The organism is Bradyrhizobium sp. Ses1 (genome assembly GCF_059512365.1).
This window is the reverse complement of the sequence record NZ_JCAMOQ010000078.1, coordinates 1-23,356: the sequence shown is the minus strand read 5'-3', so window position 1 is coordinate 23,356 and position 23,356 is coordinate 1. Positions and strand designations below refer to the sequence as shown.

At 59.4% G+C, this 23,356-nt stretch carries 17 protein-coding genes and 3 pseudogenes; 11 read left to right on the top strand and 9 right to left on the bottom strand.

Annotated features, from left to right (window positions below; all coding sequences use genetic code 11):
* Window positions 1-1,674: 1,674 nt before the first annotated feature.
* The 7 genes from AC5ZG5_RS42860 (at window position 1,675) to AC5ZG5_RS42830 (ending at window position 9,438) form a co-directional block, all read left to right on the top strand.
* Complete coding sequence (locus tag AC5ZG5_RS42860; protein WP_456646701.1) at window positions 1,675-2,994, top strand: lysine N(6)-hydroxylase/L-ornithine N(5)-oxygenase family protein; 1,320 nt, start codon at window positions 1,675-1,677, stop codon at window positions 2,992-2,994.
* Window positions 2,991-4,220, top strand: coding sequence for an MFS transporter (locus AC5ZG5_RS42855; protein ID WP_456646686.1), 1,230 nt, complete (start codon window positions 2,991-2,993; stop codon window positions 4,218-4,220). Before AC5ZG5_RS42860 ends, AC5ZG5_RS42855 begins: the two co-directional genes overlap by 4 nt.
* A gap of 40 nt (window positions 4,221-4,260) precedes the next feature.
* Window positions 4,261-5,040 carry a phytanoyl-CoA dioxygenase family protein gene (locus AC5ZG5_RS42850; RefSeq protein WP_456646687.1) on the top strand — a complete coding sequence of 260 codons (780 nt, stop codon included), beginning with the start codon at window positions 4,261-4,263 and terminating at the stop codon, window positions 5,038-5,040.
* Window positions 5,041-5,064: 24 nt separating this feature from the next.
* Window positions 5,065-5,394 carry a cupin domain-containing protein gene (locus tag AC5ZG5_RS42845; RefSeq protein WP_456646688.1) on the top strand — a complete coding sequence of 110 codons (330 nt, stop codon included), beginning with the start codon at window positions 5,065-5,067 and terminating at the stop codon, window positions 5,392-5,394.
* A gap of 1 nt (window position 5,395) precedes the next feature.
* Window positions 5,396-6,973: a class I tRNA ligase family protein gene (locus tag AC5ZG5_RS42840; RefSeq protein WP_456646689.1), complete on the top strand. Its 1,578-nt coding sequence runs from the start codon at window positions 5,396-5,398 to the stop codon at window positions 6,971-6,973.
* A gap of 19 nt (window positions 6,974-6,992) precedes the next feature.
* Window positions 6,993-8,126 (top strand): aminotransferase-like domain-containing protein, encoded by a 1,134-nt coding sequence (locus AC5ZG5_RS42835; RefSeq protein WP_456646690.1) that lies wholly within the window; start codon window positions 6,993-6,995, stop codon window positions 8,124-8,126.
* A 748-nt stretch (window positions 8,127-8,874) separates the two neighbouring features.
* Window positions 8,875-9,438: a Ulp1 family isopeptidase gene (locus tag AC5ZG5_RS42830; protein ID WP_456646691.1), complete on the top strand. Its 564-nt coding sequence runs from the start codon at window positions 8,875-8,877 to the stop codon at window positions 9,436-9,438.
* Between the two features lie 198 nt (window positions 9,439-9,636).
* Here the strand turns inward: AC5ZG5_RS42830 and istB are convergent.
* Together istB and istA are read right to left on the bottom strand one after the other, a co-directional pair.
* Window positions 9,637-10,379: pseudogene (gene istB / locus AC5ZG5_RS42825) on the bottom strand (IS21-like element helper ATPase IstB).
* Window positions 10,380-10,391: 12 nt separating this feature from the next.
* A pseudogene (istA, locus tag AC5ZG5_RS42820) lies at window positions 10,392-11,899 on the bottom strand (IS21 family transposase).
* 2,350 nt (window positions 11,900-14,249) lie between these two features.
* On the opposite strand from istA, the gene AC5ZG5_RS42815 reads away from it, so the two are divergent.
* Both AC5ZG5_RS42815 and AC5ZG5_RS42810 read left to right on the top strand, forming a co-directional pair.
* Window positions 14,250-14,726 carry an Lrp/AsnC family transcriptional regulator gene (locus tag AC5ZG5_RS42815; RefSeq protein ID WP_456646692.1) on the top strand — a complete coding sequence of 159 codons (477 nt, stop codon included), beginning with the start codon at window positions 14,250-14,252 and terminating at the stop codon, window positions 14,724-14,726.
* A gap of 1,451 nt (window positions 14,727-16,177) precedes the next feature.
* Window positions 16,178-16,432 carry a hypothetical protein gene (locus tag AC5ZG5_RS42810; protein ID WP_456646693.1) on the top strand — a complete coding sequence of 85 codons (255 nt, stop codon included), beginning with the start codon at window positions 16,178-16,180 and terminating at the stop codon, window positions 16,430-16,432.
* A 237-nt stretch (window positions 16,433-16,669) separates the two neighbouring features.
* On the opposite strand, the gene AC5ZG5_RS42805 is transcribed toward AC5ZG5_RS42810, so the two are convergent.
* The 5 genes and pseudogenes from AC5ZG5_RS42805 to tnpA form a co-directional block, all read right to left on the bottom strand.
* Window positions 16,670-17,245, bottom strand: coding sequence for a UPF0149 family protein (locus tag AC5ZG5_RS42805; RefSeq protein ID WP_456646694.1), 576 nt, complete (start codon window positions 17,243-17,245; stop codon window positions 16,670-16,672).
* A 50-nt stretch (window positions 17,246-17,295) separates the two neighbouring features.
* Window positions 17,296-18,853, bottom strand: a pseudogene (gene tnpC, locus AC5ZG5_RS42800) (IS66 family transposase).
* Between the two features lie 50 nt (window positions 18,854-18,903).
* A complete protein-coding gene (gene tnpB / locus AC5ZG5_RS42795; RefSeq protein WP_257187526.1) occupies window positions 18,904-19,257 on the bottom strand; it encodes an IS66 family insertion sequence element accessory protein TnpB in 354 nt (117 codons plus the stop codon).
* Window positions 19,254-19,385: a hypothetical protein gene (locus AC5ZG5_RS42790; RefSeq protein ID WP_456646695.1), complete on the bottom strand. Its 132-nt coding sequence runs from the start codon at window positions 19,383-19,385 to the stop codon at window positions 19,254-19,256. Before AC5ZG5_RS42790 ends, tnpB begins: the two co-directional genes overlap by 4 nt.
* 13 nt (window positions 19,386-19,398) lie before the next feature.
* Window positions 19,399-19,749, bottom strand: coding sequence for an IS66-like element accessory protein TnpA (gene tnpA / locus AC5ZG5_RS42785; protein WP_456646696.1), 351 nt, complete (start codon window positions 19,747-19,749; stop codon window positions 19,399-19,401).
* A gap of 1,309 nt (window positions 19,750-21,058) precedes the next feature.
* On the opposite strand from tnpA, the gene AC5ZG5_RS42780 reads away from it, so the two are divergent.
* Together AC5ZG5_RS42780 and AC5ZG5_RS42775 are read left to right on the top strand one after the other, a co-directional pair.
* Complete coding sequence (locus tag AC5ZG5_RS42780) at window positions 21,059-22,177, top strand: branched-chain amino acid ABC transporter substrate-binding protein (RefSeq protein WP_456646697.1); 1,119 nt, start codon at window positions 21,059-21,061, stop codon at window positions 22,175-22,177.
* Window positions 22,178-22,263: 86 nt separating this feature from the next.
* Window positions 22,264-22,500 carry a hypothetical protein gene (locus AC5ZG5_RS42775; RefSeq protein ID WP_456646698.1) on the top strand — a complete coding sequence of 79 codons (237 nt, stop codon included), beginning with the start codon at window positions 22,264-22,266 and terminating at the stop codon, window positions 22,498-22,500.
* Window positions 22,501-22,878: 378 nt separating this feature from the next.
* Here AC5ZG5_RS42775 and AC5ZG5_RS42770 read toward each other — a convergent pair whose 3' ends face one another.
* Window positions 22,879-23,034, bottom strand: coding sequence for a hypothetical protein (locus AC5ZG5_RS42770; protein WP_456646699.1), 156 nt, complete (start codon window positions 23,032-23,034; stop codon window positions 22,879-22,881).
* A 126-nt stretch (window positions 23,035-23,160) separates the two neighbouring features.
* A partial coding sequence (locus AC5ZG5_RS42765; protein ID WP_496165527.1) for a hypothetical protein occupies window positions 23,161-23,356 on the bottom strand: 196 nt, incomplete at its 5' end.

The following is a 23,356-nucleotide window of genomic DNA, read 5'->3' as shown; positions in this document are numbered from 1 at the left end:
GACGGCATCGAGGTCATCCAAATGCCGGCAAACCACGCCGCCTGATCACCTCATCACCCAAAATTCCGCATAGCTCGCCAGGAAAATCGGGGCCCCATAGCCGGCCAGCTTAACGATTCTCCTACCCACGCTTCTTTTGTCGCCGATGTGCGGGCCTATCTGAGGAGTGGTGGCAGCTGAACAAGTTTGCGCCCGGGAGCTCCCCTCGCTCGACAGTCTAATCGGCGAGCAGCTTCCTGCCGACGACGCGGAGCTCTTGGCAAAGTTCCGGCTAGACGCCGAGCAGCGCAAGCTCACCCCAGGGGGCATCAATAACAGTGTTTACGGGCTTGGGTATTTGTTCGGTGGCTCCACGCAATTAACAAGGGACCTTTAGGCGGTTCATCACTGGATGAGGAAATTTCGGCCTACAGGAGCCTGGGGCGAGACCCTCAGAATCGGATTAAATCGGCTCTCGATGTTCTCCGGCGGCTCTTGCGTGGGGGTGAAGAAACCGAAGCCCCCGAACCCCGAGTCCTTGGTCGCCCCCGTCACCTGGTTCCTCATCCCGAAGACGCCCTCCTCATCGAGGCCCCGCTCGGCCAAGCCTTGAAGGACCTTAGAAACCCGACTGCGGAGCTCAGGCAGTCTGCGCAGAAGCGAGCTACACGTCTGCGTGCGCTGAGTGCGTGGCTTAAAGAAAATGCCAGGGGGACCATAACGTGGCGAGTTAACGGCGCTGGCAAGGAGCAGTTAACGCTGGACAACGATGTGCTAGCGTTCCAACGCAAGCCTCCGGTCGCGCGCTGCGGCCGGAGGTTTTTACTAGAACAGGACATGCTTTGAGGCTACTCACGTTTCGAAAGCGCACAAGCCGGTGTGTGCCGCACGTTAGCCAATCAGAAGATCGCCCGCACGAGCGCGCGTCGGCAAGGCTCCGTCACCAGAAACTCCTCGCGCTTGGCGGCGCTGGTTGTTGTTTACGCTCACCGGCCTCTTGGCTAAGCCCAAAAGAGGCCGCCGCAATCGGCCAAAGCGGAACTGTCCACCGCCATTGCCTGAGAAACTGCCAACATTGCGGAGCCGAAGATCTCTGCAGCCCGCATAGTGCGACGCAGCTCTCCTGGTGCGACCACAGACGAGCGGTCTGCGAGGCCCGAAGGCTGACAAGGCGTGGAAAGATCATGATGGTTTGAGCACCGTCGGCGTAGATGAGCATTCATAGTGTGTTCGTTTCTCAGCCAAGGATCCGTGCGCTCGGTATTCCGTATGTGTATGTCCGATTGCCGCCCCAATGTCGTAAATCCAACAGGAGCTGCCGGGGGGCAATTCCGCACGGAACGCTTAAGGTGGGCATGTTCTTCTCGTCCAACGAGGCGCAGTCGAGATTTTTTGGGTGGCACGGCGATTGCTGATGAGCAGAGAGACCACCGGATGGGTGGGTGAAGCTGGTCGCAGCCGGACTTTAGTGTTCACACGGATGAGACTGTTGCCAGTTTCAACAGACGCTTGCCAGACACGGCCATTGCGGGTGCACAATTCACCATGCATCTCGCGGCCATAGGCCAAGCCGCCGCCCCATCCCAAGTCACTCAAACGTGCTTCAGTAATGAAGCGACGCACCCGGACCCGAGCAGAATTTACACAAGCGCCAACGACAAGAACGTACACGAGCTCAAAGAGACTTCTGTGGAAATGCTGGATGTCATCGGAATTGGGATCGGCCCATTTAACCTTAGCCTCGCAGCGCTTATTGAACCTACTCCGCTCCGCGCACTTTTCCTGGAGAAGCGAGACGCACTTTTCTGGCATCCAGGCCTTGCGCTGCCGAACAGTCGCCTACAGGTGTCGCCGCTCAAGGATTGCGTGACCCTGGTCGATCCTACCAGCCCATATTCATTCCTCAACTATTTGGCAGCGCATGGTCGGCTCTACAGCTTTGTCAACAAGCGCAATGCTTCAACGTCCCGGCAGGAGTTCATTGAATATTATCGGTGGGTCGTAGGGCGGCTCAATACGCTCCGCTTCTCCGAGGAAGTCAAGGATGTTGTTCCCTTCAGGGACGGCTACCGCATCAGCACGAATACAACCACATACTTGGCGCGCGCTGTTGTTGTGGGCGTTGGCGTAGAGCCCAAGATCCCCGCCTGTGCCAGATCTTTGCTATGTGACACTGTCTACCATGCCGCCGACTATCTCGAGCGGCAGCTACCGCATGCAGCCGAGCATGTGCTCGTCGTGGGAGGTGGTCAGAGCGGGGCTGAGATTATCGAGGACATTCTTACTCGTTCTGTATCCACCCAGATCACGTGGGCAACGTCGCGTTCGAACTTGTTTGCCATCGACGACAACAGCTTCGTGAATGAGGCTTACACACCCGCCTATAGCCGTCGCTTTCACGCTCTACCGCTTCAGCAACGCCGGGACATAGTCGAGAGCGAGATGCTTACGAGCGATGGTATTTCTGTCGATTTGTGCAACCGCCTATATGAAATGCTGTACGAACGCAGCGTGGATGGCACGCTGGCCGACCGTTTTCGTGTGTTGTCCAGCGTTGTCGTGAAAGACGTCGCGTCCCACAACCAGCGCTGGCGAGTAGATCTAGATGAGATCGCAATGCAGCGAAATAGCTGCATCCTCGTCGATCGTATAGTGCTTGCTACAGGTTTCCAGCCACGTACGCCGCCCTTCTTGCAGGCCCTCCTCGAGGGTGCGTGTATGGAAGACGGCCTGCCCGTACTCGGCCCGGACTACGCAGTCCGCTTCAGTCGGCACATGCCAGGACCAATATATCTACAAAATCAAAGCCGCGTGCAGCACGGATTGCAGAGCGCCAATCTATCTTTGGTCGCATACCGCAACAGCCTGATTATTAATAGCCTCCTCGGCCGACCATTCTATTTGAATACATCCGACAGGCAGATGATTGAGGTTTACGCACCTTCGGACACGTCTGAACGAGAGGCCGGTGTGGTTGCGATGCCATCAACCCGACAGGTGTTGGGTAGCAAATGAACGGCGGCTCGACCTCACCGCTGCGGGGCCGGATTGCGGATGGACCGGCTAAAGCCGCCGACCAGCTTTCAGGCACGCTCGACTACCGCGCCTCTGCACCATTTTTGATTGCCTCCATTATCATTGCAGCAGCTTACGGCACTAGCTTTCTATTGCCGGACTACATGCATGCGCTCGGATCGGATAGTCGAGCCGCGGGTCTTATTATTTCCAGCGGCATGGCTGCCACTCTCGTTTCCTGTTGCTTGGCAGGCTGGCTCGCAAAACGGATAGGTCTATTACCCACGTTGACCGTCGCCTCGCTATTTATGGCGTTAGCCATGCTGGCCTTTGCCGGCGTTGCCCTCGACAGGCGAGCGGCGTACGGTGGAGGATTACTGCTGGGCGCTGCCTGGTCAGTGTTCTTCATTCTGGCACCGCTGCAGATCATCCGCCATCTACGGCCCTCAGCACGTATTCAGTATTTGACTGTCTTATCCGGATCACAAATGGCTGGGCTCGGCCTAGCGGCTCCACTTGGTCACTTGCTTGAAAAATACACTGGTTCGCTGGCCACGATTTATGCGGTGCTTGCGATTGCGTGCGTGATCGCAGCAGCCTGCGTAGACCTTACAAGACGTGCGATGTCGAGGCTATCGGCAGTGCCGATGCCGGATGTCGAAATTACACTGGCTGCGACTACGACACTGCTTCAGAAGTGCACAGCACTCCCCATCGCCATGATTGCGATTTCAGCCTGCATGTTCGCGGGACTGTCCACATATCAGAGCGCGTATTCCGCATCACGTCACTTGAATTCCGATCTGTTCTTTCTCGTTTTTACTGCTACGAGCGTGGTACTACGCTTCTCGGTCGCTCATCTGATGGGCAGCCTGCCCTTACAGCGACTGGCGCTCACGCTGATCCTACTGACCGCTGCGTCTCTGGTGTTGTTCCTTCTCAATGGTGGCAGCACCTCGCTCTATATCGCGTCCACCGTCCTCTTTGCCGCCGGCTATGGGTTAAGTTATTCAACCTTGAACACGATAGCCGTCAATCTTGCCGGCGAGCACGGCGTCTCCGTGCCCACTACCTCGCAGATCTTTACGCTCGCATACTTCGTCGGGCTCTTCGGCTTTCCCCTGATCGGAGGGCAGTTGGTCCGTGGATTCGGCCCTGACGTGATGTTGCTGAGCCTGTTGAGCGCAACCGCTCTTAATGCGGTGCTAGCAAGCCGCCTCGGGTAAAGCGCAACTGATCCATCTCATCTTACGAAGGAGCTCACACATGCTGACTGAGGCACAACAATCGAAATGGCATAAGGATGGATATGTTCGATTGGAAAAGTTCTTCGATCCAGCCACGCGCGACAAGATTTCTCGTTTCGTTGAGGAAGTCGCACGTTGGGATGTAAGCTCCGACAAGTGGATGTTGTGGTTCGAGAAGACGAGCGACAGCCGCAAGATTATCTCCAAGGCCGAGAACTTCTTAGACTACCATGCTCCTCTACGGGAGGCGCTCCTGGCCGATGGCCGAATTCGTACAGCGGTCGAGACACTCTTGAATGAGAAGTCACGGATGTTGAAGGAACTTCTGATTTTCAAGTATCCGGACAGCGGCGGATACCGCCCACATCAGGACATCTATCATATCCCGCACAAGATACCCGAACGCATGGTGCACGCAATTGCATCCATTGCCGTGGACGACTCGGACCCGGGTAACGGTGGGCTTTTCTTCACGCCAGCTCGCCATAAGGAAGGAGTGTTTCCGATGGATGCCGGCGGCGTGATTCACCGGGAGATCGCCGAAACCTTCAGATGGGAGCCGGTGCACTTGAAGGCGGGCGATGTTTTCATTTTCGACGATTATGCGCCCCATTACTCACTGCCAAACAAGAGCGATCGGTCGCGTCGTGCGATTCACTTGGTGTTCCAGCGCGCATCCACTGGGGGTCCGACACGCACCGAATACAACCGCATGAAGCGCGCCTACAACCCACCAGAGGAAGCGGTGGCAGATCTTGAAAATCTAAAGATTCCCAATGGCATATTCTATCGCGATTGATAGCCACGCCTGAGGAAGACCAACGTGTACACGAAGCAGGCCGATCATTCTCTGATGCGAACCGAATACGGCGTTCTGGTCTGGCGCCTTTTGGAGCATCTCCCGGAGGGTCTCAGCCCAGCATTTGGCGCTTCAGTCGTGGAGCTCGCTCCAGGCGATGCGGTCGACCCGCACGATCATCCGGAGCACGAACTTTGGCTGCTGATCTCTGGTCGTGGAGAATTCGAAGTTGACGGTCAGGTCCGTGAGGTTAGCGAAACGACGTTGTGTTACATGTCGCCACATCAGACGCACACTATCCGCAATATCAGCCAGGACGGCGCCCTCAAGTTTGTCTCGATTTGGTGGGATTGACGTGCGCACGTATTTTGTCTGTCCCGCGCCGCCTTGCCCTAATGGCAAACTACATCTGGGTCACATCGGCGGCGTGTATTTACTGGCGGATATTTTCGTCCGCTTTCAACGCATGACCGGCCATCGGGCCTACTACATCACTGGCTCAGACGAGCACGGCACATATACGCTCGAAACGGCACGAAAGCTCGGCCAATCCTTTAGCGAGGTCGCAGAACGATACGTTCACCAGATCTTACAGTGTTTGCGCGCCGTGCAAATTACTCCTGATGTGTTCGTGCGCACATCTAGCGCGATGCACAAGGAAAATGCGCTAGCGATATTCCGCGAGCTGCAAGGGGCCGGCTACGTCGACGTACGGCCGGGCGTCCAACTGTATTGCGAACCTTGCGATGAGCTCGTTACGGACTCGCTCGCAACTGGCCGTTGCCCGGCTTGCTCATCGCCTTGCGACAGCAATCTGTGTGAGAACTGCGGGCTGGCTCTTCAGCACGACACAATCCGTGACGCCCGGCACGTCACCTGCGGCCGCAATCTTGTGCTAAGACCCATCACCCAGGCCGTGTTCGACATGCCACGTCTCGCTCGCCCACTGCAGGAAGCCATTGGAGAAAGCACATGGCCCGAGCCGATACGCGCCAAGGCGCGCGCTTGGCTACACCGGGAGGTGCGCGGCTTGCCGATGACCCGCCATTTCAGGCACGGTGTGGAGGTAAAACAGCCTGACTCTCTGATCGGCCAAACGCTGCTTACATGGTTTGAGGGCCTCTGGTGCTTCGACACGGGAATTCGCGAGCAATGCGCCCGCGCCGGTCTGGACGCAAACGCGACGTTGCACGACCAGAACACCGAGCTTCTTTTCTTCATGGGGCAAGATAACCGCTTCTATTACACGCTAGGTGTGGCCGGCGCTCTGCTCGCGCGCGGCTACCCAATTCCCAAAAATTGCTCCGTCCAGGACTTCTACAAGCTGGAAGGCGAAAAGTTTTCCACCAGCCGTGATCATGCTCTTTGGGCCGATGAAGTGGCGCGGGAGGTGGGGCCAAACGTACTCCGTTATGCACTGGCGCGAGTGGCCAAGCCGTTTGGAACCGACGCCAACGATTTTGATCTCGACGGGCTCATCTCGGCAGCCTCACGCATTCGGGTCTGGGAAGATGCGTTACGCCGGTATGCAGAAAATGCACGCACAGTAGAGAGCACCGAACTCTCCCCGAACTTCCGCCGCTTCGCTGAAGATTACGCCGATGCGGTCACCGCACTGCGTTTCTGGGATGCGCTTGATATCATCGACAGATACTTCGAGCTAGCTGGCTTTGCACATGCAGACGGTTGGACATGGAATGCTGCGCAGATCTCGCTGTTCCTGAGCCTACTCTATCCCGTAGTACCTGAGCTAGCGATGGGCTACGGCCAGCACTACTTTGGTGCTGCGTGGCGGCCGTCCCTCAAGACATCAGCCGGAGCAGCCCAGCCAAAGACGTCGGTGGACTTTCCCCATTTCAGCGCGCCAATACCCGCAAACTTTGCCGCGGAATACAATAAGCGCTTTCGCAAAGAACAGATTTGGCAATCATGAAGGTCCGAATGACGAAGCCATGAATTCGCGCATCTCAAAACGCAGCGCTATCGCTCAGCGCTTTGCGCCATTCAACTCCTCAAGTGCGAAGCATGGTATCAATTTCGGCCACGCGCTGGCCGATCCGGTGATGTTTGCAGAACTGCCGTGGCCAGGCGCGTTTGACGGAGGTACAGGTGTCGCTCCCACCGACCTGCCGCAGTACACGGATGCGGCGGGTTTGCCCGAACTTCGTACAAAGCTCGCACTGAGGTACGGTGTGCGGCATAACCAAGTTATGCTTACGGGTGGTGCTTCACAGGCTTTACAATTGCTTGCCGATGGCTGGATTGACCCCGGTGACGTGGTCCTGACGGAGGACCCCTCCTACTTGGGCGCACTGCGTACGTTTTCGATCGCGGGTGCAACCGTGGTCCAGCTGGGTCTGGCCGCAGAGGGAGTGGATCTGAACGAAGTCGAGGCAATGCTGCAGACCAATGCCCGGGTGAAGCTTTTCTACACAATGCCAGCATTTCATAATCCAACCGGGCGCCAGATGTCATGCGACTATGTGGCCAAATTGGCGGGACTGCTAGCCCGCAGTGGCGCTCTCTTGGTGCAGGATCTTGTCTATGCTGAGTTGCCCTATAACGGTCCAGCGCATTGGCTGGCGCCAGGCAACAACGTGATCAATGTCCATAGCATCTCAAAAGTTGCCGGACCGGGGCTACGGGTGGGCTGGGTGCTTGCCGAGTCCGACATCATCAACAGGCTTGCGCACCTCAAACGCGACGGTGGCGTAAGTCCGGTTCTAAGTAATATCGTTTTGGGGTTGTTGCAATCGAGCGCTCTTGACGCGCACATAACACGCTTACGCGAGCACTACCGAGCGAAGCGAGACAGCGTACATAGGTTATTGCAGCGCAGCCGGATTTGCGAGCCGGAATATACTGTGCCAAGCGGGGGCTTCTCGTTCTGGGTACGGCTTACCGCAGATACGGATCCGGAGAGGTTTATTGAAGCTGCGAGCCGCGAGCACGACGTACACCTTGTAAATGGTCGCAACTATGGCCCACGAAGTGGCCGTCACGTGCGCCTGTGTTTCAGCTACCTTCCAATATCTCTCATTGAGCAGGGGCTGGAGCGCTTAGGTAATTTGCATGCTAACCTCTAGACGCGCGTGGTATGTTTCAGCAGAGTTTTTCAATCTGTGACGGGGTCGCACGTCCAGCTCCCAGCGCCGACACTTCTGAAGAGAGCGAGCTCGCGAGGACACAAAAAGTCGCTGTCCTGCTTTGTGCCGGCCGGCAAGGTCGCCTTGGTGCGCCCCTAACCGACCTGCCCGTCACTCGTCCAAGCCTTCGAAGAACTGTTGAAGCTGTATAAGGGGTGCTTCGTTCCGACGCACTGGAGGCAGAGCATATGGCCTCGATTTGTCGCACCTTCGCCGCTACTTAAAGCTCATCATGACGAACCGAGAGCTGGGGCTGCAAGCCCGTGACCAGCCGGGTTCGCCGGCCGCGCAGGGCGCTCGGCAGTCCGGCTCGGTGCAGGAGCTTCCCCGGACGCCGGCCACCCGGAGCGCGGGAGCTTGGGCTTCGTTGGGCCGGCAGATGCAAGAACCAGTATTACCATCAACTGCCGGGCCCCCGTCACATACCTCCGGCGGTCTTGAGCCTTTCGTTGACCTGAATACGCCCTCGCCGTCTAAACTGCGCGACGATGCTCACTTTGCACCAGCGTATTCTGCCAGAGCTCGCTCAGACACCTACGCTGGTCTAGAATCATTTGTTGATCTAAATACGCCCCCACCGACCGAATTGCGGGGCGAGGTTGATCCTGACCGGGCATTTTCGGCCACCTCCTCGGATGCTCCGATCGCGGCTTTGGACCCGACGGCCTCGTTCCGGGAGCCCGGGCTGGTGCTCCAGGACACCCAGTGGCTCGGCGATGAGCATATCCAGAGGGATTATGACCTGCTGGCGCCCGCGGTTGCAGGAGAGCCATCCGGATCTCGCCGCCCGGACGCAGCTCGTGGATCCTCTTGTAGCCCATTATCAGCTGGGCTGGCGGCCACCGATAGCGAGGCGCGACGCGACTTCCAGCTGCTCATCGATCGGAATGGTGATGCTACAGCCGACTTCCTATTTCTGCCAATGAACAATGCCGATCGTCTTAATGAACGCCGCACCCATTGGTCGCTGCTGTTCGTTGATCGCAGCAACGGGCAACGGCCGCTCGCCTATCACTACGACTCCATCCCGGGGTCCAACCAAGCCCGCGCAGTCAAGTTCGCAGAACGGCTGGGCCTCAGCCTGAGGCCAGCCTGCATAGCCCAGCAGCAGAATAGCTATGACTGCGGCGTCTTTGTCGTGGACGGCACGCGAGCACTGGTGAGGGAACTGGCGCATGGGCAGCATGACCTGCGGATTCCGATGATCTCGCCCGGGTGTACCGATTTGATCTCGCCCAGGATTCCGAGATGATCTCGCCCACCATTCCGATTTGATATCGCCCGGGGCGCAAGGCGTTCTGGCTGTGTGGTTTCTGGCATCGGCGAAGCCGCGTGGTAAATCTTGAATCGCGGCTCGAAGGACTTGTTTTTTTGCTGCTCCTGCTGTGGGCATGTGGGCAACGCCCTTCGCGTTGTCCAAGCATAGCGGCATGTCCACAGCGCCACTGGCTCAGGCCTTTCGGCCGGGCTTGCGGGTTCGCCGCAGGCTCTCGCCGTTGAGATCGATCCGGTGAGCATTGTGGACCAGGCGGTCGAGGACGGCATCGGCGTAGGTTGGGTCGCCGATCAGCGCGTGCCATTGATCGACGGGGAGCTGGCTGGTGACGATGGTGGAGCGGTGGCCGTAGCGGTCCTCGAGGATCTCCAGGAGGTCGTGGCGGGCCGCGGCGTCGAGCGGCTCGAGGCCCAGTCGTCGAGGATGAGCAGATCGACACGGCCGAGTGCGCGCAGCAGACGCGGGTGCCGGCCGTCGCCGCGCGCCAGGGCCAGATCACTGAACAGTCGCGGGACGCGCTGATAGAGCACGGAGCGATTGTCGCGGCAGGCTTTGTTGCCGAGCGCCGAAGCGAGCCAGCTCTTGCCGACGCCGGACGGGCCACAGATCAAAAGATTGGCGTGGTCGTCGATCCATTGGCCTTCGACCAGCATGGTCAAGAGGCTGCGGTCGAGGCCGCGCGGGGTGCGATAGTCGATGTCCTCGACGCAGGCCTGCTGGCGCAGCTTGGCGTATTGCAGCCGCTTCGACAGTCGCTTGTCGCGCCGCAGCGACGCTTCACGTTCGAGCAGCAGCGCAAGCCATTCGGCGTGGCCGAGGCTGGCGGCCTCGCCGCCGGCTTCGATGTTGGCGAAAGCCTTGGCCATGCCATGAAGGCCGAGCGCGTGGAGCTGATCGAGGGTCGGATGGGCGAGCAAGGCGTGATCTCCCTAGTTGTAGTAGCGCGGCCCACGGATGTTGGGATGAAGGATCGGCGCGTCGTCCGCGGAGCGCGTGGGTGAAGGACGCCGATCAAGGTTGTTGGCGAGGATCGATTTGACCGAACCGTAAGTGCGCGCGCCGATATCGATCGCCCGCATGGCGGCGGCATCGAGCCGCTGTTGCCCGTAAGATCGGGCGAGCCGGATGATGCCGAGGCAAGCGCGGAAGCCCTGTTCCGGATGCGAACGCTCATCGAGGATCAGATCGCACAGCGCCGCGGTGGCAAGTCCGATGATGGCGGCATCCTTGCGGATGCGCTCGATGGTCCAGCCGGCGTAGCGCCGATGACTGGAGGCCATGTGCTCCGGCACGGTCGTGTGCTTGTGGTTGCCGCTCATGCGCTGATGCGCGGCGATCCGCTCACCCTTGTGGAAAATCTCGACGGTGCGGGCGGTGACGCGTACCTCAACTTCGGCGCGGACGAAGCGATGCGGGACGCTGTAGTAATGCGCCTCGACCTCGACGTGATAGTCGATGCTGACCCGGCAGATTCGCCACTCGGCAAACACGTAAGAGCTTTCCGGCAAGGCCTTGAGTGCCGGCCGGTCGATCTCCTCTAGCTTGCGGCTGGTCACGCCGAGCCGCCGGATCGGTCGCTCCTCGTTGAGCCGGCTCATTAACTCGGCGATCGCCGCGTTGACCTCGGCGAGGCTGTGGAAGGTCTGGTGGCGTAGCCGTCCAAGCAGCCAGCGCTCGAGCATGAGGACCGCCGCCGTGGCCTGGCCGGCAGAATGGCGGTGCCGTAATGCGCCGCCATGTCGGCGTAGCTGCGGTTGACCTGCGGATCGTAGAGGCAGGCCTTGATCACCGCGACCTTGGTGTTGTCCGGCACCAAGAGCGCCGGCACGCCGCCGATCGCCTCGAAGGCGCCGACGTGGCCGCTGATCCAGTCGGCGAGCCCCTGCGTCCAGGTCGCCTGCGCGTAGGTGAAGCTCGATGCGCCGAGCACCGCGACGAAGATCTGCGCGGCGCGCCGCTCGCCGGTGAACCGGTCGATCACTACCGGCACGCCGTCGCCGGCATAGTCGACGAACAGCTTGTCCCCGGCTGCATGCGACTGGCGCATCGTCACCGACAGCCGGCCTTCCCAGGCCCGGTACAGCTCGCAGAACAGCGAATAGCGATACCCGCCGGGTTCGCCTGCGATGTACTCCTCCCACAGGACCGACAGCGTCACGTGCTTGCGCTTGAGCTCGCGATGCACCGCCGCCCAGTCCGGCTCGAGCTGCCGCCGATGGCCCCGCCGGGTGCCCGGACCGGCTCCGGCGCTGGCGAACAGCCGGGCCTCCAGCACCGTGTCGGTGACGTCGTCTGGCAACGGCCAGGTCAGCCCCGCCGCCTCGAACCGGCGGATCGTCAACCGCACCGTCGAAGGTGCCGTTCCGACCCGCCGCGCAATCTCGCGGGTCGGCATCCCGGCCGACTTCAATCGGATCACATCGCGCACATGGCGCATCGCAAACCTCTCCGTCGGCATCCAGGTCCCCTTCGCAAAGCCGAAAGGCGGGACCGTAGCGGAGCCAGAAGAGGCCTCGTGACCCCGGGCGACATCATCCCGGATGGTGGGCGAGATCATCTCGGAATGGTGGGCGAGATCATTCCGGAATCGTGGGCGACATCGAGCGGAATCAGCAGCATGACCTGCTGGACCTTAACAACCTCAGCGTCAGTCGCCCGGCACTGCAGGCCCGACTGAGGGGTTGACGCCCGCATTCACCAATGGAATTTGCTGGCGCGGCTCTCGCCGACACCGGCCAGACTTATCTGCGGGTGATCGCGCCGGCGTGGATGTTGTCGAGGTGGCACTTGCAACTGGCCTTCCAGGCCGTCCGTTCGGCACGATCCCTGGATGAACGTGGTCCCACGGGCCATCCAGTCGGCATCGGCTGGCCTGTTCCGATTGACACAATTAGCTCGCAGACAACCCGTTGCGCCGTTACCGTAACAATCGCAACCCGCCGTAGCTTTCGGCAACGATCCGCCGCTTCTCTTCGAATGTTAACGGCGCCGTCAAGGCTCACGACCTACCCGGCAATTTGTTAACGCCGGAGCACTCTCATTTGGATTTCGCTCGTTATCGCGTCCACTGTTGGTACGGAACGGACGATGACGGGGTACACGCCAGGAGAGCACGACCGTGTCGGTAAGTTCGCAGATGCCCGCCGGCCACTTTGCAGCTGAACGAAAGAGGCGAGGCAGCCGAAGTCAGACCTGAAGCCACCTATGTTCCAAGAAGCAAAGAGCCTCACAAAGCTGCCGGTGACCAATGGTTCGTCCATTGCACGTCGTTCGCGTGGCCGTATCGCCACTGACGAGATCAGGAATGCTGCTACGCGCACTCCAATGGCCCTCGGCCGGCTAAATCAATCGAAGAAGGGCACAAAATGCAGAATTTAACCGCGAACGCCCCGCTTGTTGCATTAATTGAGATTGAGATGTCCGTTAAATTCGGCAATCTTCGTGAAGCACTCCGATAATGCGAGTTGCTTCGCGAGGGTGGCGCAGTCAAATCACACTCATGCGCTCGGTGTCCAGCACGCACCGCGAGAGTCTGCGCGAGCTTTGGCATTTCTGCACTTACCTGCGGGCGTGTCCAAGCGACGAAGACAACGTAGGGAGGCTATCGACGTAATGCCGACTGTCGGTGAAATGCGCTACAGTTTGCTTCTGGGCTCGGTCGAGGGCATGTGATCTGTGGTGGCCGCGAGATCGGCGCGCAAGACTTGCGTCCATCGATGCCACCGTGGTGGCGTGGATGCCACTGTCGGTCCTGATCTTCCGGTCATTCCCAACATACACCGAAACATCCGTGATGAAGCTGCAAATCCAGTGTGTGGCTTCGCCGAACAATGACACTGTTGATCAGTGTTCAGGGGGAATTCCAACATGAGTCTGCATCAGTGATGACTTCGATTGACGATAGCTTAAGTGAGATCCGATCGACGCGGAACAACATTTGGCATTGCCGTAAGTTGCTCCAAACCGAGTTGCCTGATGAGCAGCGAAAACTCCTCGAGAAACGCCTGGCCGAACAATGTTCTGCCTTTGAACGGCTCTTGACGACCACATTTCCTTTCGCCTTGAGACTGAAGTAAAATTCAGTGCCTGTGCCGCTCAACACGTAACGAACCGTACCCGGCATGAGTCCTCACCTCGCCATCCTTCGCCTCACCCGCACTCCAGCCGGCACCGAGTTGATCCGTGGAGCTGCGATGGCAATGCGATCCTCGATACCAAGCAGGGAGGTGATCCCTTCGTCGCATCGAGGTGATCACCCGGAGGCGCTAGCAGCAACGCCACAAGAAGAGGAAAGGGAGAAGGCCCGGATCGTGGAGGAACGGTTTGAGAAGAGTGCCAGCATTGTAACCGGTCTTTGGCGCGACGGCGTTAATGGTGCGAAGGCCGAAATCGAGCGGTAGCTTGAGCAAAGGCGCCAGTAAGTCGGAGCCGAACAAGCCCGTGCTCCCCGAAAGCAAAACGCTTAAGAAAAACATAGCCAGCTTGAAATTGTGAAAGCATGGACGCTCCTTTAACTACGATCGGTCTTTGGCGCGGGGAAACATCAGGTTGATTACACTAACACCTCATGCCATTTACATGTGGACGTTAACGTTCACTGGCTGCTCTCCATTCACCAGGATGATCGGCTTCCCGCGCAGTAGCCTCACCGCCAGCGGTCTGGACGGAGCGCTCGCTCACGTCGTCATTTCTTGAAATCATCGCATGCATTTAGGATCGTTTTGGACGATTTCCTGCGCCTCGCAGGCATTTCGGGATGAAATTCACCTCAAGCTGGGGAGCCGATTATGCAATACGATCGGATAGACGCCCGCATCCTCGAGATCGTGCAAAAGAACAACCGGCTAACTTCCGATGTGATCGGCGAACTGGTCGGGCTTTCTGCTACCGCCTGCCAACGAAGACTGAAGAGGCTCCGTTCGGAAGGCATCATCGAGGCCGACGTCTCGATCGTTTCGCCGAAAGCAGTGGGCAGACCTATTCAAATGCTCACGCTGGTGACCCTGGAGCGAGAGCGTTCAGATATAATCGACAGATTCAAGAAAGCCATCAAATCGTCGGCTGAGGTCGTCAATGGCTTCTACGTCACGGGCGACGCGGACTTTGTCCTATATGTTACCGCGCGCACCATGGAAGATTATGAGGAGTTCACGCGGCGATTCTTCTATGTGAACCCGGACATCAAGAGCTTCAAAACCATGGTCATATTGGATCGTGTAAAAGCGGGCTTTGCTGTTCCAGTTGAGCCTCCATCCGAGGCTTGAACGAACGCTGATGCAGCGTCTTACCGGGCGGATTGATGCGTGTGCGCGCTTTGTCGGTTAACTCGCATAGAACTCGAAACGCCCGCGCCTGCGCTCCTCTAGTTGTCGTTTGACCTGAGAGCTGCGCTATGGCCGGGTCTACGCGATGGGATCAAACAGGACCGTCAATCCAACCATCTCCGCGACAGCCGCACTGCCGATAATGTTAGACCGGCAGCAAGCAAGGAGAGTTCAAGCGTGATGCGAGCCACTGTGCTTTCTGCTTGCCGAGACCTCTTTGCTGAGGACGTCGAAGAAAGCCCTCCTGAGATATTAATTTCGTCGACGGTTTCCCGGCAAGCGTCTGCTCGCTATTATGTCTCAAGCTAGAACTGGGATGATGTGCAGAGGGTGCTGTTTGAAAAGGCGTGCGCCCATGTGGGCGATGGCATGCTTATGTCGTCAGGCAATGACATTTCGTCCGAGGCGAGAGCGCTCTCCAGCAGCAGGCTCAGCAGCGTGGTTCCCCGCCTTTCGGGCAGCGTGAGCGGCCCCGGCCCCTCTCTCATGGGAGCGGAGCTCGTCCTTTCAGTCGAGCTCGTGACGGTCTTAAGGCCAGCAATCGGGAGCGGCTGCTCGGGGGCACTGCGCTTCGTAGCTTGCGCTGCACTGGATGCGATCGAATGACGCTTGATCGTTAGTTCTCGACACTTCACTTGTTCCGGCAAGCCCGTCGGCCACCTCGTGCATGCAACACTCCTTGTATCGCTCCATCAATGAGCCCTGTCAGACGGTATTGAACCAACTGATTTTGTCATGAAGCCATGAGTTGGATTGGACTCACTGCGGCTCTGGCTATCGGGGCCATTATCATTTCAATCGTCGTGGACGTGGGGATGACGAACTGTCGGCTTAATTCCTTATATGCAACCCTGCACTTCTGCAAACCCGACAAACCCACCGGAACGACGAGCCCGCTCGATTCCCACTTCCGCCGCAAAGATCGCATTTGACTTCGCCGGCACCTGGCTTCGCCTTCTCCATGCCTCGCGCGATTGCCCATTGCGGCGAGCCGCATTGGGGCTTGCAAGCCTGGCAGCGGATCTTCGATCCGGCAGACCTGGAGTGCTCGCGCCCACGATCCATGTCTAAGGCGTTTGCATGCCATCTCGTCCGACTAAATTGAATCTTGCATGCAACTGTACCCCGTCCGGCTGGGCAGCAAGGACCGGCACCACAGCAACGCGCCGGCTAGTCGTTCTCAAAGTTACCGGGCTCGTCAATCCCTGAACTCCAGGTCGAGCGATGGGGACCTTGTTGAATGACATTGAATGAAAGCATTTTCTGTAAGCAACGAGGCATGCGGGGGCTAAGAGCTGGCCCGTGTCCGGCTCCGCCGCGATCAGGGCCGAAATATCCTATCGACGCGACGAACGCACCGGCCAACTGCTCGTTCTAGCTCCGCAGTGAACTTGTCAATTCGGCGGCGCCGCTCGACCATCCGCATTGCAAACCTGGATCTGCTCCGACGCATCAACGCCGTTGTGCCGAAGCGCGATGGCATCATCAGCGATATGGTCGAGGCCGTCCTAGCCGGCCGCGTCCCGCTCAACGCGATAACTCAAAGCGTCGTCCAGTTCGTGCGCGCCAGCTACCGCATGGACCACAACAAGTTCGGCCCCTCTCGCTGGACATACCAGCTTTCCAGGAAGGCAAGCCGTCGCTAAGCGAAGCCATCAGCAAAGGGCTGTGGAGCGATAGGTTCTCCACACCGACGGCGCCTGTAGCTTTATGGCGTTCCAATTCTCCAGGGCATGTACGATAGGTGCGCCGGCGGCCCACGCCGATCGAGGTCACCCCATTGCGCTGGGCGCGCGCTTTCGCGCGTCCACCCGTTGCAGTAATTAGGCGACCTCGATCAGCGGGTATACCGTAACCGGTATGAGCTCCCACGTCTGCAGTGATCAGCGCGCGCGAGCGTAGCGGGTCGGCATCCAGTACTGGCGCATGGCCTCGACGACGTCCGGAATGTCGGTATGGGCGTTGCGCAGGAATTCCTCGGTCTCGCGGCCTGGTCTTGGCGGTCCAAGGAGTGGATGCCCTTGATTGTCGACGCAATGCAGCAGGATGGGCAGGAGCAAGCCGTGATTTATGTTGCGGATGTCGAGCAGCGAGGCCCAGGCCGATAGTCTCAGCCGCATGGCGGCATAGAATCCCTGGCACCACGGCCGCGCATCAACGTCGGCATTCGGCTTGCGGCGATGGATCGGCGCGAACCGATGTGGTGCGGTGGAAAGAACGTTACTGATGTCGTTGTGGCGCAGCGCGACGGCCGAAATCGCAGCGAATTCCGGCGTGCCGCCGTGGTTGAATGCGTCGGCGTCGATGGCGAGTAGCGGACAGATCCAGTTGGGCGCACTCATTGACACCGGCCCGGCCACGATCGCGGCGACATAGCCGTCGAGCATGGGAAGACTCGTGGCGACGGGATGCAGCCCGGCGCGAGCCTGCAGCCAAGGCTCCAGCTCGTCGAGCGGCATCACGGCTGCCGCCATCGATGATGAAGATGATGATGAACGGCGGCGCCGGCTCATGCAGCCACCCGTGCGCTGAGCTCGCGGGCCGCCTTCCAGTTCCAGGGGAGAAGTTCGTGCAACTGGTGGCTCCTGGTCTGACCGGAGACGATGCGCTCCAGCACATCGACCAGATAGGCCTGCGGATCGAGTTCGTGGAGCTTTGCCGTATTGACCAGCGACCCAAGAATTGCCCAGCTCTCAGCGCCGCCCTCGCTGCCGCTGAACAATGAGTTCCGCCTTCCCATCGCAATCGGGCGCATTGAACGCTCGACGGTGTTGCTGTCGACCTCGACGCGGCCGTCGCGGAGAAACAGCGTCAGACCGTCCCAGTGATTGAGCGTATAGTTGATGGCCTCCGCCAGCTTCGACTGGGAGAACAGTTGGTCGAGCATCGAGGTCAGTCGCGCCTTCAGCACCTCCATCAGCGGTGCGGTCCTGGTGCGGCGGGCGGCAAGCCGCTGTTCGGCGCTCAAACCGCGGATCTCGGCCTCGATGGCGTAGACCGCTTGCAGGCGCTCGATCACTTCGTGAGCGAACGGCGACTGCATCGTCTTGTACACCTCGACGAATTTGCGTCGGGCATGGGCGAGACAAAAAGCGAGCTGGATCGCGCCGCCATGACCGCGGGCAAGCGTAGGCGGCATAGCCATCCACCTGCAGAATGCCGGAGAAGCCGGTCAATTGCCCGGCGATCTCCTCGGTGCCGCGGCCATCGGCAAACACATAGGCGACCGCCGGCGGCGATGGGCCGCCCCATGGGCGATCATCCATGGCATGCGCCCAGAACTGGCAGATACGGGTGCGATGTCGCCCGGGATCGAGCACCGGCATCGGCGTCTCGTCGCAGAACAGCCGCGGCGAAGCCTGGATCGTCCGCAGCTGAAGTTCATAAAGGCTCTTGAGCCACCAAGCTGCACGCTTCGCCCAGCCGGCGAGCGTCGCGCGGTTGAGATGAATGCCCTGGCCAGCCAGGATCTGCACTTGGCGGTACAGCGGCAGATACCAAGCGAACTTCGAGACCACCACGTGAGCCACGAGTGCCGTCGATACCATGCCGCCCTCAACCAAACGCGGCAGCACCTTCGCCTGGACCACGCCGTCGGTGCAACCGCGGCAGGCGTATTTGGGACGGATCGTCCGCAGCACCCGCAGGATCGCCGGGATCACGTCCAACACCTCGCTGACGTCCTCGCCGATCTTGTGAAGCTGACCCTGACAGCACGGGCATGCGGTCGCCGCCGGCTCCAGCACCTGCTCGCAACGCGGCAGGTGCTTGGGCAGCGCACCGATGTTGCGGCGCGCCTTCTTGCGCGGATTGTCGGACGGCTTCGTCGCGGGCGCAGAGTCGTTGGTCGACGCAGGTAGCGTGGTGGCGTCGGTCTCGAGATCGCCCAGCTCGAGCGCCAGTTGGGCCGCGACCATCACCGCAAGCCGCTCCGAGCGCTTCCCGAAAATCATCTCTTTGAGCGTCTGCATCGCCACGCGCAGCTTCTCGTTCTCGGCGTCAAGCGCGAGCACCATCTCGGTTAGCGCTGCTGGATCGGTCGGGAGAGCGTCGGGGCGAATCGCCATGATCAAACGATACATCCGCGCGCCACAGGCTCCAGCGAAATCCTCACCTCTCAGCCGACAACCGCCGGCTGCTTCACAGGTTTGGGTGAGACACGCGTCCACTCAAGTCCGTCGAGCAGCATCGCGAGCTGCGTCGCACTGAGATGCACCGCGCCATCGCGGATCGGCGGCCAGGTGAAGCGCCCCTGGTGCAGCCACTTCGTCACCAGCACCATGCCGCTGCCGTCCCACGCCAGAAGCTTCACTCGGTCCATGCGCTTGCTGCGGAACACGAAGACGTCGCCGCAATACGGGTTCGCACGCAGCGCTTCGCTCACCAGCGCCGATAGCGTGTGCACCGACTTGCGAAAGTCGACCGGCTGTGCCGCCAGCACCACCTTGAGGTCAGACCGTAATGCAATCAACGGATGCCCCGAAGCGCCGATAGCACTGTCGAAAGCGTCGCCAGCTCCACTCCGGGCTCGACCCGGATGCGTGCCCCGCCCACCTCGATCTCGATCATCCCGCCAAGCTTGCCTGGGGGCGATGCCATCTGCGGCAGCACCTTATGCGCGGACGCTAACCGGTCCGGCTCGTCTGCCGTCGCCGGACCGCTCTCGGAAGCGATCCGGACCGGTCTCGGAAGCGATCCGGACCGGCACGAAGCCTGGCGCCTGAAAGCTCGCTGCCGTCGCGAACTTGCGCCGCCACACCGTCAGCAGCCCACGGACAACGCCATGGCGCCGAGCGACCTCGGAAATATTGGCCCCTTCCTCAAAGCTCTCCGCCACGATCCGGGCCTTCTCTTCCGCCGTCCAGTGCCGTCGCCGACGCTGCCCCGTGATCACCTCGATCCGACGATAGGAGCCGCCTTCCTGCCTGGCATCAAGCATGGCTTCATGCATGGCATCTGCCATAGCCCACCTCCAAAAGACAGTTCATACCCGGCTGTATCGCAGCTCATTCGCGCGATGCCCAGGTGGGGGGCTCATACCGGTTACGGTATACCGGCTTGTTGATGGGCAGACTGGAAACGCCCGTGGTGAGAGCGAGTTTTCCGCACCACAGCAAGGTGAGGCCGACTACGCTAAACGGCTGCAGTGTTCGCAGCGCGGGCGGCCGCCACTACCGGGGGCAAGATATTGCCGCTCGATATTGTTGCCTTCCGTGCACTTGTCGTTGTCGTGATAGACCTTTTTGCGGTCGGCTTTTTCGAATGAAAAGGAGGCACTTTAGCCATGATAACTCCTTGCTTTGCGATAGTCGTCATCTGCAGCACCAATGCCGGCGGTAGGCAATGGCCGCATCACTGCGCCGTGGCCGACGGCCACAGCGCAGATGATCCAGGTGCAAGGCCCAGCGGTATTGGTGCGTCTTGTTTCCTTGTGAACGCGGAACTACTTACAATCTCGGTGCAAGACGGCTTTTCTTAATCGGAACATCAGCGCAAAGCTGCGATGCAGGCGCTCAATTGGCGCATAAATTCATCGAATTTTTGTACTAGGCGCACAATTCCGAACAGGATGGAGCCCAACAAGTCAGTGACAGATGACGCCTGTTATCGGCGTCGACGACTTTGTACGGAACCGATAAACGTGTGCGGCACACGGTCTGGAGGCGTGCTCAGTTAATCAGAACGGTACGCTTTGCACAGTTTCAAGCCAGCAAGCACGCCCGCTCCATCAGGTCAGCTGAGTTGCACCCACGTTTATCGCCCTTCGAGACTCCAGCGCAAACATTCTTTGCACGGACCATCTATAGAAGAGGGTCTGTGACCATCCGCGAGCGGCGCTACTCACGCATCAAATTACCGGATACCGTCAGGATTGCTGCCAGGGAGTTAAAGGCACGTTCTGTACGTTACGGACAGACCTATTGCTTTCATAGTCCGCCGATTCCGCTAGTTTCACGCTGGCAAACCCTGTGCGTTGACTAGCGGGCCCGTATGAGATCGATACCGCTCTACGAGTGTTCAACACCCTACTTTCGGGCTGCGGCCTTTCTACAGATGCCTTCCCCGCTGGACGCTCGGTGTTTCGGCCGAGGGGCCTGTTTTCTTATCGAGCCAAAGCGGGACTGCGGCTCTCCACTGCGGCGCAATGGAGGGTGCTTGATGCGCAATCGTGACCTTCTTTCCGACATCTTCCTGGCACTGACCGCGGCCGGGCTCGTGCTGGTTTGCCTGAGCCTGCTCGCTTTTGCCTACACCTCGCGAGGGACCACCCAATGAACTCCTTCAGGCTCATCGGCTTGGCACTTGGAGCATCCATCGTGCTCTCGTCAGCAGCACTCGCGGACGACATCACCATCGCCGTCGCGGGACCTATAACTGGGAGCGAGTCCGCCTTCGGCCGGCAGATGAAGAACGGCGCGGAAATGGCGGTGGAGCAGATCAATGCTTCCGGCGGCGTACTAGGCAAGAAACTCGCTCTCCACGTCGAGGACGATGCCTGCGATCCCAAGCAGGCGCGCTCGGTGGCGGAAAGGATCGCCGGCGCCAAGATCCCATTCGTCGCCGGACATTTTTGCTCTTCTTCGTCGATCCCGGCGTCGGAAGCCTATGCCGACGGCGGCGTGCTCCAGATCACACCGGCTTCGACCAACCCGCTGTTCACCGAGCGCAAGCTGTGGAACGTAGCGCGCGTATGCGGCCGCGACGACCAGCAGGGCCTGATTGCCGCCCAGTACATCACCAACAACTTCAAGGGCAAAAGCATCGCCATCCTCAATGACAAGACAACTTACGGCAAGGGTCTCGCCGACGAGACCAAGAAGGCCCTCAACAATGCTGGCGTCACCGAGAAGATGTACGAGTCCTACAACAAGGGCGACAAGGACTTCAACGCGATCGTCTCGCGTCTGAAGCATGACGATATCGACCTCGTCTATGTCGGCGGCTATCACCAGGAAGCTGGCCTTATTCTGCGCCAGATGCGCGATCAGGGCCTGAAGACCGTTCTAATGTCGGGCGACGCGTTGGCCGACAAGGAATATGCCGCGATCACCGGCGCCGCCGGCGCAGGCACACTTTTCACCTTTGGACCCGACCCGCGCAAGAAGCCGACGGCGGCTGCGATCGTCGAAAAGTTCAGGGCCAAGAATATCGACCCTGAAGGCTACACGCTCTACACCTACGCTGCCGTGCAGGTGTGGACGCAGGCCGTGGCCAAGGCCGGCACCACGGATCCGAAGAAGGTCATAGATACGATCAAGGCGGGCACCTGGGACACTGTCATTGGCAAGCTGGAATATGACGCCAAGGGCGACATCAAGCAGCTCGACTATGTCGTTTATAAATGGGACGATAAAGGCGGTTACGCCGAGGCGAATCCGAAGGGATTCTGACGCGTTTCAACCGACATAAGACAGCCCTGACCATCGCCGGCGCATTTTCGAGCCCGCCATTCGGCGGGAGGGCGTGGGTTAGGGCGGTGATCATCAGTCGATTGCTCCAGGGCAGCAAACTAGGACCGGAAGAAATAGAGCGTCTAAACTCGGCCTACAGACGGGCCCTACGCTCGCTGGGCTTGGTTGATCGTAACGACCCCATTACCGAAATCGTCGCAAAGAAAATTATCGAGATCGGCGCAACAGGCGTTCGCGATCCGGCAGAGATTTCCAAGCTCGCCATCGAGCAGCTTGGCATCGGCAGACCGCCATCAATCTAAAGCGGAGCGCGCTTACTCACGCCGATGGTACTCCGGGGATGCGTCTCAGAACGCGTTTGCCAGAGTGAGCACTCACAGTGCCGGATTCATTTTGCGGCAGCGACTCGGCAGGACGCAAGGGCGTTCGAGGACTGAATATCCCCTTGGATGCGGCAGAGTTTCGGCCATTGCCGAGTGCGTTGCTCGACTATCGAACCCCTCATGAGGTTCGGCTAGAAGTGAGGCGTCCCCGCTTCGCCCGGAGACAAGGCAGGGCTACTCCCCTGCCCTCGCGGCGAGCCGCGCTGCGGGACTGCACAGCGCAGCTATCTAAACTGCTCGGTTTCCGCCGACTTACGATCCGAAAGGCCGCTGAGCGGCTGACGTCGATTCCGATCGTCAGCCGTCGGCGTCCTCTACGACCTTGCGTACGACAAGTTCAGAAAGCTGCACAATCAGCTGTTTGAGACGCGCAATTTCCTGCTTGCACCGCTCCAGCTCGCGCTGTTCGTCGGTTACCAATATTTCATGGCGATTCTCAGCCGCATGATTCATGCTGAACCTTTGCTCGACCAGGTGAGTCGAATGAAGAGTTGGGCGAGCCTTTCACAGAAATACTAATGGCAAACTGGGGCTTTGCGCCGGCAAGCACCGTACGCGACGAACAAATCATCCCGCTCCTCAGCCCAGCGCGTTGCCCCAGCCACAGATCGGAGCGTTTGGTACAAAGCCCGCCTTGTCACTTGCTTTAAATTTACGCTTTGCGAGCAACCTCATCGCATGCTCGTTATGGAAGCTCGTGCGGATTCCGAGATGATGGTGCGCACCGTACCGAGTTGATGGCGCGCAGGGTTCCGAAATGATCGCGCGCAGCATT